Here is a 12,482-nt window from a genome sequence, read left to right as displayed (position 1 = left end):
TGTATCGGGACGGGGCCTGTCGGCGGGGGGGAAGGGTCTGCCGTGTGGGGCGGCCTTCACGGCTCGCGTCCGCGCACATCGGACCGCCCGGAGGAGCAGCCGCGGGGCCATTCGGCGCCGTCCGATGGGGAGTCGCCCGAAGGCGCTCCCTGGGCGCGGTCGGGAGTCCCGGGGCGTCCCGGTGAGAGCGGTCGGCCGCACCCGTTGCCGCCGGAACCACCTCGGGCCGCGTCGGGATCCCGCGGGGCCGAGGCCCGGGAGGAAGGGGAGTTGCGCGGCGCGGACTCGGCGGGCCGTTCGGATGCCTTGCGCCTGGGCCTGCTGGCCGATGCCGAGGGGTTGAGTGAAACGGATGTGCTGCGCCTCGCGGTTCAGCAGGCGCTCGCCGCGGTCGGCGGGTTCGCGGGGCTCGTGCATGTGCAGGGGCGTGAGGCGGACACGTTGCGGCTTGCGGCGGTGACGGGTCTGCCGACGCGGATCGCCCGCCCGTGGGAGTTGCTGGCGTGCGGCGGGGACACCGCGTACGACCGTGCGCTCCGGGACGAGGGGGCGGCCTGGTCGGACGCGCTCCCGGAGTCGGTCGTCGGCGAAGGGCTGCCGCCGGCCTGGGAAGGCGTCGGCATGGCGTCGGCGCCGATCACCGTCGACGGATACCCGGTCGGTGTCCTGTCGGTGCTCGCCGGCGAGCAACCGGCCCCGGACCGGCTGGAGTTCCTGGTCCGTCTCGCCGCGCTGGTCGGCCTGCGCCTGCGCAACGCCCGGCGCTGGCACAGCGGTACGGCGCCGTGGTGGCAGGAGCCGCTGGCGGAGCGCACGGAGGTGATACAGCAGGTCGCGGTGGGGACGTGGAGTTGGGACCTCGCGACGGGACTGCTCGACATCGACGGTGCGACGGACGCGCTGCTGCGCGCGGCGGGGCTGGACCCGGACCGCTGGGACCGGCGGATCGAGACGTGGATGGCACGCATCCACCCCGACGACCGCCCCGGCGTCCAGGAGGCGATCGAGTATTCGCTCTCGACCGGTGACCAGTACGCCGTCGAATACCGGGTGGTCGGCGACGACGACCGGGTGAGCTGGCTGGAGCTGCGCGGCACCTTCGAGTACGACGAACAGGGCGCACCCACACGCATGTTCGGCACCGCGTGGGACGTCACGACCCGGCGCGGCAAGCTGGACTGGCTGGTCGGCCTCCTGGAGTCGCACCCGGACCCGATCCACGTGGTGGCCGCCGACGACCGGGTGCAGTGGGCCAACAAGGCGGCCCATGAACTCGCGGCCGTGGAGGGCGTGGAAGTCGACGGCGTCGTCCTGTGGGAGGCCGTTCCCCGGCTGCGCGGCCAGGGCCTGCCCGAGTTGTTCGCGCGGGCGCGCGCGGCGCCGGGGTCGGCGGCCACCTCGGAGCTGGAGGCCGCGGCCCCGGGTGATCCGCAGGGAGCGCACGCCTTCCACCTGGTCAGGGCGGTGGCGGTCGAGGGTTTCGTGGCTGTGCAGCTGGCGGACATCACCGACCGGCGTCGTGCCGAGCGGGCGGCGGCCGAACGCGTACGCAGGATCGCGGAGTTCAACGCCGCGCTGGTCGGCGCGCTCGCGACGGGCGACGTGGTGACGGTGGTCACCGAGCATCTGCCGCCGTTGTTCGGGGCGCAGGGCCTGCTGCTGCACGACCTGACCGGCCCGAGTCCGCGGTTGCTCGGACAGACGGGCTACTCCGCCGAGTTCCTGGAGCACCTGCGGCAAAGTCCGTACGCGCGGTCGGAGTTCGTCCTTGTCACCCAGCCGCGGTTTGTCGCGTCAACCGAGGCCTCCGCGCGGCGGCGCCCCGAACTGCTGTCCCTGGCACGACTCGGCGGCAAACGCTCGTGGGCCGCGCTGCCGCTGACCGTCGGGGGGCGTCCGATCGGCTCGTGTGTCATCGGGTGGGCGTCGCCGGGCGGTTTCGCACCGGATGACCCGGCACTGCTGACGACCCTGGCCACGCTGATCGCCCAGGCGGTGGAGAACGCCAGGCTGTACGAGGAGGCGCGGCACCGCGCGGAGCGCCTCCAACAGGAGCTTCTGCCGGGCGGCCTGCCCGAGCTGTCCACGGTGCAGACCGCCGCGCGGTACCGAACCGCCAAGGGGCAGGAGGTCGGTGGCGACTGGTACGACGTCGTTCCCCTGCCGGGCGGGCGTGTTCTGGCCGTCATCGGCGACGTACTGGGCCACGGCTTCGAACAGGCCATCACCATGGGCATCATCCGGCACGCGGTGCTCGCGGTCGCCGCCTTGGACCTGCCCGTGGACGAGCTCATGGCCCACCTCAACGACGTCGTCGGCCGTCTGGGCATGGGCACGAACGGCTCGGCGGTGTACGCGACCTGCCTGTTCGCGGTCTACGACGCCACGTCGGGCCTGTGCACGATGGCCAGCGCCGGCCACCCCGCACCGATCGCCCTGCCGCCCGGCGCGGAGCCCCGGCAGCTCGACGTGGCCGCTGGTCCGCCACTGGGCCTGGCTCAGGTGCCCGCCGAGGTCACCGAGATCGCCCTCGAACGAAACAGCGTCCTGGTCTTCTACACCAACGGCCTCCTGGGTTCGGAGGCGCCCGACACGACCCGCCTGACGGATGCGATCTCCCGCCACACCGGGGAGGCGCCCCTGCCTGTTCGGCGGACCGAGCGCGCGGCCTGGTTGGAGGGGCTGTGCGACGTGGTCACGGCGGAGCTGCCGTCCGACACACGGCGTGACGACGCGGCGCTGCTGGTGCTCGGCATCGACCGTGTCTCCCACGACCGCGTCGCACAGTGGGACCTGCCGTGGGCGGCGGAGTCGGCGGGGCGCGGGCGCGATCTCACGTCCGCGCAGTTGGCCGCGTGGCGGCTCCAGGACCTCGTGGACGCGACGACGCTGATCGTCAGCGAGCTCATCGGAAACACGGTGCGCCACGCCGTCGGGCTCGGCGCGGACGTCGCGGACGACAACGCGGGCGTGATCCGGCTGCGGCTGCTGTACCTGAACGGCGTGCTGGTGTGCGAGGTCTACGACGGCTCCGAGGCCACTCCGCGCGTGCGCCACCCCAGCTTCGACGACGAGTTCGGTCGCGGCCTGCAACTGGTCGCGATGATGGCGGAGCAGTGGGGCGCGCGGTACGCCGAGGACGGCAAGTGCATTTGGGCTCGTCTCCGCACACCGCAGGCGGAGGAGTCCGTGGTCGGCTGAGGAAGGCGTACCGGCTACCCCCTGTGGCGTACCAACTGAACGCAGTGGCGTACCGGCCGAACGCTGTGGACTGATCGCGTCAGCCGGGCGCCCGGAAGTGTTCGAGGAACCACTCCGCGGCCTCGTCCGCGACCGTCGCGAGGGCGCCCGGCTCCTCGAACAGGTGTGTCGCGCCGGGGACGACGCTGAGGCGCTTGGGGCAGCGCAGCCGGTCGAGTGCCGCGCGGTTCAGTTCGAGGACCTGGCGGTCGTCTCCCCCGACGATGAGCAGGGTCGGAGCCTCCACTGCGGGGAGGCGGTCGGCGGCCAGGTCGGGGCGGCCACCGCGGGAGACGACCGCGGAGATGCCGGCCGTCGGCTCCGCGGCGGCCCACAGCGCCGCGCCCCCTCCCGTGCTCGCGCCGAAACAGCCGATGGGGCAGTCGCCGACCTGGGGCAGCTTGCGCAGCCATTCGACGACGCCGAGGAGCCGGTCTGCCAGCAGCGGGATGTCGAAGACCCGGCCGCGGTCGGTCTCCTCGTGGAGTGTCAGCAGGTCGAAGAGCACCGTGGCCAGGCCGGCGCTGTTCAGCCGGGACGCAACCGCACGGTTGCGCGGACTGTGCCTGCTGCTCCCGCTGCCGTGTGCGAAGACCACGAACCCGATGGCGTCGTCGGGTGTGGTGAGGTCTCCAGGCAGCCGGACGGGCCCGAGGTCAATCGCCGTTTCCGTGGAATGCACAGCCGCCTCCTGGTTCGACGGGTCAGGGGCCCTCTTCCAGTGTGTGCGACCGCGCGGTGGACGGGAAAACCGGACGGACAGGCGTTCGGCTCCATACTGGTACGCGCAATCGCAGCCCAGCCTCGGAGGACGGCCGTGCAGTACCTGGTGATCGCGTACGACGGTAAGGACGACGGCGCGCTTGACCGCCGACTGCGGGTGCGGGAGGCGCACCTGAGGCTCGGGGACGAGATGGCCGCGGCCGGCCGGCACCTTTTCGGGACGGCGATCCTCGACGACGAGGGCCGCATGATCGGGTCGATGCTGGTGGTGGACTACGCGTCGCGCGCGGAACTGGACGCGTGGCTGGCGCAGGAACCGTATGTCGTCGGCGACGTGTGGCGCGAGATCGAGATCAAGCCGTGCCGGGTCGGTCCGTCGTTTCAGGTCGACGCAGTGTGACCGCCCGCTTTCGTGGTCAGTCGCGTACGCAGCGCGTCCAGGTCCGGCAGGAACCACAGATGCCGTCCCTGGTTGGCCTCCCGGACGAAGTCGCGCAGCGAGGCGCTCGCGGCGGTGCGTTCGGTGATGTCGCCGATCACCGCGAGGCCGATGCGGTAGTTGACGAACTTCTGCGTGATGTCGCCCGCCACGCGCGTACGCAGCTCGAAGAAGTCGTCGGCAAGGCGTTCGACCGGCAGCGCGACCCACGCGGCGTCCAGGTGGAAGGCGTTGCCGATCAGGTCGCTCGCGTCGCGTTCGCCGCGCACCGCGTCACCCTCGGTCGAGCACAGCAATACCGCGGTGCCGTCGATCACTTCGAGGGTTTCGGACATGGCGTCGGTGCTCCGTTCGGGGCGGTCGGCAGGGTCTGATCCGCCCTGATCATCGAACGCTGCGGCGACCGACGGCAACCGGATTGTCCCGGCGGCCGTTCAGAAGGGACGCCAGGCTCGCCGGACCGCGCCGGACCGCAGGTCGGCGATCCGCCGCGACACTTCACCCGCCGCCGCGCTGTGCACGGCGGTCTGGGCGAGCCACGCGACCATCATGAGCTCGTGGATGTCAGCCAGGACCGGGTAGCCGTCCCATGTGGTGACATCGAAGCCGTACGCCTGGGCGAATTCGTCATACTCGGCCCGCGTGTGCCACCCGAACCGGTCGGCGTAGAGCGAGGTCACGGTGAGGTCCCACTCGCGGGGGCCTTCCGCGACGTCGTCGAGGTCGATCAAGTGGGCCCGGCCGTGCCGGTCGTTGAGGGCGTTCTTGACGTGCGCGTCACCGTGGATCACGCCGAACGGCAGTGCGAAGTCCAGGTCGTCGTAGAGATCTTGGAGCCGGTACGCGCGATCGCGCAGGAAGTCGCGGTCGCCCGCGGACAGCCCGTGCAGCAGGGGCAGGCGCCGGAACACACTGCCCAGCGCGTCGGTGATGGGCAGCGACAGGCTCGGCGGCGCCTCCAAGGCGTGCAGCCGGCACAGTAGTTCGCCGAGTTGGCCGGGGCTCGCGAACCGGTCGGTCTCGGCCGCCCGGGTCCAAAAAGTCACCGCCGACCCCGCCACGACCACGGGCTGCGCGATGTCCGGAACGAGACGGGCGGCCGGATATCCGGTGTCCGCGAGCCAGCGGGCCACGGCGGCCGTGCGCGCGACCTCGCTCAACGCCGTGGACGGCCGCGCCACGCGGACGATCACGGGATCCCCGAGCCGAAAAACGGCGTTCTCGCCGAGGCGCACCAACTCCGCACCGGCGGACTTGAGCCCGACGTCGGCGCACGCGGTGTGCAGGGCGTCCTTGGCCTGTTCTGCGGTGAACGGCACTCTCGTCTCCGTTTCGTCGCGCATGCCGCGAAACTACCCAGCCCGCGGACGGGGGACACAGCGCGGATGGCCGGAACGATTCGCCCGCGTACCGGAGTACGCGGGCTGCGGAAGCCGGTGCCGTGGGCCGGCGACGCGAACCGCCACCGGCGCTTCGGCGCGGCGGAACGGGCGTCGAAACCGCCCCGGCGGACAGGAACCGATGCAGACAGCGGACGGGAACCGATGCAGACAGCAACTTGTGTATCAGTCAAGGAAGTTGAATCATGGAGCGCGGGAGAAGAGGGCCTGGGGTTGGTCCTTTTCTCCCGCTTTGCCGCCACCTGCCTGCCGCTGCGTCCGTCTCACGCGGTCGGCATGCGCCGGCCCGCGCCACACGGCAGGCTACGCTCGACCGATGCTTTTCGGACGCGATCGCGAGTTGACCGCGCTCGGGGGCCTGATCGACGCGGCTCGTGACGGACACGGTGGGGCCCTCGTGTTCTCGGGCCCGCCCGGCATCGGCAAGACCGCGCTGCTCCGGGCCGCGGGCGAACGCGCGGAGGATTTTCGAATCCTGCGTACCACCGGCATCGAGTCCGAGGCAGGCCTGCCGTTCACCGCGCTGCACATGCTGCTGGCCCCCGTCCTCGACCGAATTCCCCGACTGCCCGGCCCCCAGGCCGACGCGCTGCGTGGAGCATTCGGGCTCGCGCTGCCGGCATCGGAGGACACTCGTTTCCTCGTCGGCCTCGGCCTGCTCACGCTTCTGGGCGAAGTCGCCGAGAAGACACCGGTGCTGTGTCTCGTCGACGACACGCAGTGGCTGGACGGCCCCTCGTCGGCCTCGCTCGCGTTCGCCGCCCGTCGTCTCACCGCGGAGCGCGTGGCGGTCGTCTTCGCGGCGCGCGACGAGGAGGAAGGCGCGGCGACCGGGCTGCCCGGCATTCGCGTGCTGACGCCTGGTGCGCTGGACGCCGCCGAAGCACGTGCCGTGGTCGAGGCGCACTCCCCCGCGCTCGGCCCCGGCGCCCGGGACCGCGTCGTCGCGGAGTCGGCCGGGAACCCGCTCGCCTTGCGCGAACTCGCGGCCGGGCTCGGTGAGACGGCCGTCACCGACGTCGCCCCGACCGCCCTGCGGGCCTCCGCCGCGGTGACGGCGACTTTTCGCCGAAGGCTCGCGGAACTCCCGGACACCGCGTCAAGGTTGCTTGTCGTCGCGGCAGCCGATCGGAGCGGCGACGTCGGCACGCTGATGTCGGCCGCACGGAGTCTCGGATGCGACCTGGCCGACCTCGACACCGCCGTACGCGCACGCGTGTTGGTCGTCGAAGGATCCTCGTACGCCTTCCGGCACCCCCTGATCCGCTCCGCCGCCTACCAGGACGCGTCGGTCACCGACCGCGTCAACGCCCACCGGGCACTCGGCGACGCGCTCTCCACGTCGTCCGAAAGCACTGGCGGCGCAAGCGTGTTGGCCGCGACCTGGCATCGGGCGCTCGCCGCGACGGGTCCGGACGCCGACGTGTCGGCGGCGATGGAGCAGGCCGCCGACAACGCGTGGGTGCGGGGCGGAGGACCCGCGGAGGCGTACGCGCTCGCAGCCCGCCTGCACCCCGAACAAGCCCACCGCGCCAGACTGCTGACCCGCGCCGCGCAGACCGCGATCGTCGCCGGGGACACCGGCCGGGCGACCGAACTCTCCGCATCGGCCGCAGGGTTGACCGACGATCCCGCGCTGCGGGCGGCGTTGGCGATGATCGACGGCACCGCCGAGAACTTCCGCGGACACCCTCGCCGTGCGGCGAACCTGCTGGTCACGGGAGCCGAAGGGCTGGTGAGCGCGGACACCGGGGCCCCTGGGTTCACGGCCGCACCCGAAACCGGCCTCGCAGCCACGCTTTTGGCCATCGCGGCGGGTTACGCGTGGTTCTCCGGCGACGAAACCGCCCTCGGGCGGGCGGCTGCGCTCGCGGGACGCTGCGTCCCGGGATCCCGGGTGGGTGCGGCGATCCGCGGCCTCGCCGCCCTGAGCCGCGTCGGAGCCCAGGGCCGGTTGGGAACCTCCTCGGACGGCCGGTTCCCGACGGCGCCCGGTACCGCATACACGCCCGCTACCGCGTGCACGCCCGGCAACGCCACGACGCCGGGCAGCGCCGCCGCGATGTCGTCGCTCACCGAGTTCATCGCCCACGAACGCACCACCCCCGCGTCCTCCCTCATCATCCGCATGTTCGCCGCGCACTGCGCCCGCATCATCGGTGACGACGAAGCCGCCGCCGACCTCGGCGAGGCGGAGTCGACGCGGTGCCGGGCGTACGGCACCGTGAGCGCCCTGCCCGACGTGCTCGCGGGGCTCGCGCACGCCCGACTCGGCCAGGGAAGACACCGCGAGGCGGAGGCGACCGTTGCCGAAGCTGTCGCGTTCGCCGCGGACGTCGGCCAGACCCATGTGCTCGCCGACCTGCACGCCGTGGCACTGCGCGTCGCGGCAATCGCCGGAGACGCCGAACGCTGCCGCGCCATCACGGACGCACACCCCGAGCTGACCGGGAGTCCCGCGCTCGGCCTGCTGGAACTCGGTCTCGGGAACCACGAGGAAGCCCTGGCGCATCTTGAAGCGGTCGTCGACGGTCCCGAGTCGCCCGGGGCTGCGCCCGCGGTCTTCGCGATTCCCGACCTGGTCGAGGCGGCGGTCCGCGCCGGCCGGTCGGAACGCGCGGCGAAGCCCCTGGAGCGGTTCCTCGCCTGGGCCGACGCGGCCCCGGTCCCGTGGCTCAAGGCCGTGGCCGCACGCTGCCGGGCCCTGCCGGACTTCGACCGTAAGGGGGCCGACGAGACCGTCTTGGAATACCTGTTCGTCTCGGCGTTGGACCACCACGCGGTAGCCGGCCGCCCGTTCGAGTTCGCGCGTACCGAACTTCTGTACGGCGAATGGCTGCGCCGGGCCCGCCGACGGGTCGACGCGCGGGGGCAACTCCGGTCAGCCGAAGCACGGTTCACTCGCCTAGGTGCGGTTCCGTGGGCCGCACGGGCCCGCGCGGAGCTTCGCGCGGCCGGCGAGGGAGACAGCCATGAGGCACGCATCCCGGCGTCCGCTCTCGACAGCCTCACGACGCAGGAGCTCCACGTGGTGCGCCTCGCCGCCACCGGAGCCGGCAACCAGGAGATCGCCACGCGGCTGTTCCTGAGCCGCCGAACCGTCGAATACCACCTCTACAAGGCGTACCCGAAGCTGGGCGTCAGCTCGCGCCGCGAGCTCGTGAAGCTCGACCTCCCGGAACTACGGTAGTTCTACGGATTCGCCCCCCAAAGCCCTCCGCATAGCTTCGTGACCAGCGCAATCGCGCCACGCAACGAAGCAGGAGATCGCGATGGGCAACGGCACCCGTATCAGGGGAAACACCAGCAAGGCAGCGCTCTTCCACGAGCCCGGCGGCCCCGAGGTCCTGCGTCCGGCCGACATCCGCACGCCGGAGCCCGGCCCGGGCGAGGTCCGCGTGCGGGTGAAGGCCGCGGGTGTGCAGCCGTTCGACATCTCGATCGTGCAGGGCTGGGTGCCGGCGTACCTGACCGGGCCGGTGCCGTTCCCCCGCATCCCCGGCAACGAGTTCGCGGGTGTCGTCGACGCGGTCGGCGACGGCGTCACGGCGAACCCGCTGGGCGCCGCGATCGGGGTGGGTGCCGAAGTGCTGGGGTTCTCGGTACTCAACGCGTACGCCGAACACATCGTCGTGCCGGTCGAGCACGTGGCGGTGAAGCCCGCCGCAATGCCCTGGGAGGTCGCGGGTGGGCTCAACTCCGGTACGCAGACGTCCTCGATCGCCTTGGAGATGCTGGGAGTCGGCAAAGGCGACGTCGTCCTGGTCAATGCGGCGGCAGGCAACGTCGGCACCATCGCGGTGCAGCTCGCCCGCGAACTCGGAGCCACCGTCATCGGGACCGCCCGCCCCGACAATCACGACTACCTGCGCGAACTCGGCGCGATCCCGGTCGCGTACGGTGACGGGACCGCCGAACGTATCCGAGCGGCGCTCCCCGACGGCGTCCACCGGGTCGACGCGGTGATCGACGGCGCCGGCGGAGCGAGTCTCGACGCGGCCCTCGAAGTCGCGGACGCGGCAAGGGTCATCACGCTCGTCGACCACCACCGCGCGACGGAAGGCGGCATTCGGACCACCGACGGGTCGCTGCGGCACATCGCCCGCCTCGCCGCCGCCGCGGAACTGTACGAGCGGGGCGTCCTGAAGGTGCACGTACGCCGCACCTACCCGCTCGCCCGCGCCGCCGACGCGCAGCGCGAGGTCGCCATCGGCCACGGGCGCGGCAAGGTCGTCCTGCTCGTTCCGTGACCCCCGCCGGACCTCGAAACCCCCCGACGCACACCCCTACGCACAAGGAGACTTCGGCATGACCGCCGACAACGGCTTCTACTCGATCATCGACTACACCGTGGACGGCGCCGCGACACAGACCGAGTTGGTCGAGGCGTTCGCGGCGATCCAGGAACGCTGGGTGCGCTTCTACCCCGGGTACCGCTCGGCGCGGTTCCTCGCGAGCACCGACGGGACGCGCGTCTACAACATCGTGAGCTGGGCCACCGAGGCGGACTACCGTCATTTCGAGGAGACTTCGGACACCGAGAGCCGGATGGCCGCCATCCATGCCGCGCTTGACGGTCTGTCAGGTACGGCGGAGCCGCGCATGAGCGGCGCACCGAGGTACCGCCTGGTCCGCGAGGTCGGCCCCGGGCCCGCACCGGACTCCCCTACGGGCGAACCAGCCGACGCCTCTTGACGACATCACGGCTCCGCCGGACGGTCGCGACCTCTACAACGCCAACTCCGCGCCGTCGACGTGGACATGCCTGCCCACCCACTCACCGTCACAGAACGCGGCCACGACGTCCGGGGCCGAGGTGCGGGCCACGGTACGCCTGCCCCCGGGCACCGCGACGACGGCGACCACGGACGGCGGTTGCTCGGCGCCCGGCACCACCGTGTATCCGTCGACCGCGCCCAACCCCCGGTAGTCGTCGGTGACTTCGCAGACGACCGCCGCTTCGGCGGTTCGCGCCGACAAGTCCTCGCCGTGGAACGGCGTCGCGGGCGGAGTCGCGGACCACATCGCCCCGGCCTGCTTGGTGACCATGCCCGAGATACAGGTCACCAGGCCGGTCGCGGCCGGGTCGCCGGCGCGCAACCTCTTGGCCATCGTGACCGTCGCGTGCAGCGCGTAGCTGTTCAAGGGGCCGCCCGCGAACGACATTCCGCCGGTCACGGTCAGGTCCTCGCGGTCCCCGAGCCCCAGTTCGGCGATCTGGACGCGCACCGCGGAAGGGAAGCAGCTGTAGAGGTCGATGTATGTCGCGTCCGCCGCCGCGACCTTGGTGTACGCCGCGAGCCACGACCCAACCGCGGCAAAGCCCGGCGACCGGTGCAACTGCGCGCGGGCGACCAACGGCACCATCTGGTTCGATTCGGCCGCGGCACACGGGAACACCCAGCGGTCGCGGGGCACGCCGTACCGCTCGGCGGCCTCCGCCGAACACAGGAGCAGCGCCGCGGCCTGGTCGACGCCCGCCCGCGAGCAGTGGGCGCGCGTGTAGGGGCGGGCCATCATCGGGTTCGTCGGCGATACTTCGGCAATCGCCTCCGGGGGCGCCGCAGTCCGCTGCCAGGCATCAGGGTTGTCGACCGCGCAGTCGGAGAAGCGCGACCACAACTGCGCGACTCGGGTGGCGTGTTCGTCCACCGACAGGCCCTCGGCGAACCGGAGCGCCGTCTCCAGCGCGGCGTACTGCCGGACGGGGAGCGTGAGTCCGCGTTCGATCTCCAGCGGGTGCAGGATGTCGCCGACCGGGCTGAGCACACGGTCGGGCGGTGTGGACGGCAGCGGCGGGACGAGAGAGGGCCGTCCCGTCCCGTGCAACCGCCGCTCCCGGTACGCGGCTTCGGCACCCGCCACCAGCACCACATCGGCGTCGCCCGCCGCGATCAGCGTCTCCGCGTGTGTCAGCAACGTCTGTTGCAGCACACCGAGTTCGGCGACCAACGTGCGCGCCTCGCCGGCCCCGAACCGCTGCGCGATCACCCGGCCGGGGTCACCCGGGCCCCACATGCCGCGCGGCACCAGCACGCGGTCGAGAGCCGCGAGCATCTTGCCCTCGGCCGACGCCCCGGTGTCGCGCCCCGCCGCCTCCGCCGCACGCACCATCAGCCGGACCGCGTCCTGGCCCCCGCCCGGCACGTCGACCCGCTGCTGTAGGGCGGCGACCCCCACGAGCACCGGCGTACGCGGATCCAACGACATGGCGGACTCCCCTGTTCCAGGCGTTCGAACGCATCGGCGACCACACTTACCGGCACCGCTGCGAGGGTTCAAGCTCGGGGTCCTCCCTGAGTCGGAGTAGCCCCGCTCTCCTTCTCAAGGAGTAGCCGCGCGCCCGAAAGACCCCCCGTCGAAGGCCCGGAAATGGCCGACCTGCGGCGGACGCCCGATGTCGGGGCGTACGCCTAGTCTCGGACAGGTCAGCGCCGCTCCCCCCAGGAACGGTCACCGGCCGAATCGAGAACGCCATGACCACTGCGACCACCCCTCGCACCGCTGCCGCCCCGCGCCCCACGACCGCCTTCGGCTCGCCCACCACCAACGGCCCGCTGCTCGCGATAATCGCCCGCCGCCGTCGGTACGCGAAGTCCGTCGCGACGTCGCGCGTGACGGCCGCCCTGCGACGCGTGGCCTGAGGTCGCGGCCGCGACAGACCCCGGGCAATGAAGGAA

General features: G+C 72.1%; 9 protein-coding genes and 1 pseudogene. 6 read left to right on the top strand and 4 right to left on the bottom strand.

The window, feature by feature from the left end:
- Positions 1 to 270: 270 nt before the first annotated feature.
- Positions 271 to 3,201 (top strand): SpoIIE family protein phosphatase, encoded by a 2,931-nt coding sequence (locus tag ACRX5W_RS05320; RefSeq protein ID WP_436786709.1) that lies wholly within the window; start codon positions 271 to 273, stop codon positions 3,199 to 3,201.
- Positions 3,202 to 3,280: 79 nt separating this feature from the next.
- Here ACRX5W_RS05320 and ACRX5W_RS05315 read toward each other — a convergent pair.
- Positions 3,281 to 3,925, bottom strand: a pseudogene (locus tag ACRX5W_RS05315) (dienelactone hydrolase family protein); the annotation flags it as partial.
- Positions 3,926 to 4,057: 132 nt separating this feature from the next.
- Here ACRX5W_RS05315 and ACRX5W_RS05310 point away from each other — a divergent pair.
- The gene (locus tag ACRX5W_RS05310; protein WP_436786708.1) at positions 4,058 to 4,363 is read left to right on the top strand and encodes a YciI family protein; all 306 of its coding nucleotides are present in this window, start codon (positions 4,058 to 4,060) and stop codon (positions 4,361 to 4,363) included.
- Here the strand turns inward: ACRX5W_RS05310 and ACRX5W_RS05305 are convergent.
- Positions 4,345 to 4,737, bottom strand: coding sequence for a DUF4180 domain-containing protein (locus ACRX5W_RS05305; RefSeq protein WP_436786707.1), 393 nt, complete (start codon positions 4,735 to 4,737; stop codon positions 4,345 to 4,347). The two genes, ACRX5W_RS05310 and ACRX5W_RS05305, sit on opposite strands and share 19 nt — an antisense overlap.
- Before the next feature lie 99 nt (positions 4,738 to 4,836).
- Positions 4,837 to 5,745, bottom strand: a complete 909-nt coding sequence (locus ACRX5W_RS05300) for a phosphotransferase enzyme family protein (protein WP_436786706.1) — start codon at positions 5,743 to 5,745, stop codon at positions 4,837 to 4,839.
- A 373-nt stretch (positions 5,746 to 6,118) separates the two neighbouring features.
- Between ACRX5W_RS05300 and ACRX5W_RS05295 the strand changes: the two genes are divergently transcribed.
- The 3 genes from ACRX5W_RS05295 to ACRX5W_RS05285 all read left to right on the top strand — a co-directional run bounded on the left by ACRX5W_RS05295 (position 6,119) and on the right by ACRX5W_RS05285 (position 10,497).
- Positions 6,119 to 8,992, top strand: a complete 2,874-nt coding sequence (locus tag ACRX5W_RS05295; protein WP_436786705.1) for an AAA family ATPase — start codon at positions 6,119 to 6,121, stop codon at positions 8,990 to 8,992.
- An 82-nt stretch (positions 8,993 to 9,074) separates the two neighbouring features.
- Complete coding sequence (locus tag ACRX5W_RS05290) at positions 9,075 to 10,052, top strand: NADP-dependent oxidoreductase (protein ID WP_436786704.1); 978 nt, start codon at positions 9,075 to 9,077, stop codon at positions 10,050 to 10,052.
- Between the two features lie 58 nt (positions 10,053 to 10,110).
- Complete coding sequence (locus ACRX5W_RS05285) at positions 10,111 to 10,497, top strand: hypothetical protein (RefSeq protein ID WP_436786703.1); 387 nt, start codon at positions 10,111 to 10,113, stop codon at positions 10,495 to 10,497.
- A gap of 33 nt (positions 10,498 to 10,530) precedes the next feature.
- Here the strand turns inward: ACRX5W_RS05285 and ACRX5W_RS05280 are convergent, their stop codons facing one another.
- On the bottom strand, positions 10,531 to 12,012 hold the full coding sequence (locus ACRX5W_RS05280) for a hypothetical protein (protein WP_436786702.1): 1,482 nt from the start codon (positions 12,010 to 12,012) through the stop codon (positions 10,531 to 10,533).
- Positions 12,013 to 12,278: 266 nt separating this feature from the next.
- Between ACRX5W_RS05280 and ACRX5W_RS05275 the strand changes: the two genes are divergently transcribed.
- Positions 12,279 to 12,446 (top strand): hypothetical protein, encoded by a 168-nt coding sequence (locus ACRX5W_RS05275; protein WP_436786701.1) that lies wholly within the window; start codon positions 12,279 to 12,281, stop codon positions 12,444 to 12,446.
- Positions 12,447 to 12,482 lie beyond the last annotated feature (36 nt).

This window comes from Yinghuangia sp. YIM S10712 (genome assembly GCF_051388935.1).
In the GTDB taxonomy this organism is placed as follows: domain Bacteria; phylum Actinomycetota; class Actinomycetes; order Streptomycetales; family Streptomycetaceae; genus Yinghuangia.
The sequence above is the reverse complement of the archived record's forward strand: the minus strand, read 5'-3'. Positions and strand labels throughout refer to the sequence as shown.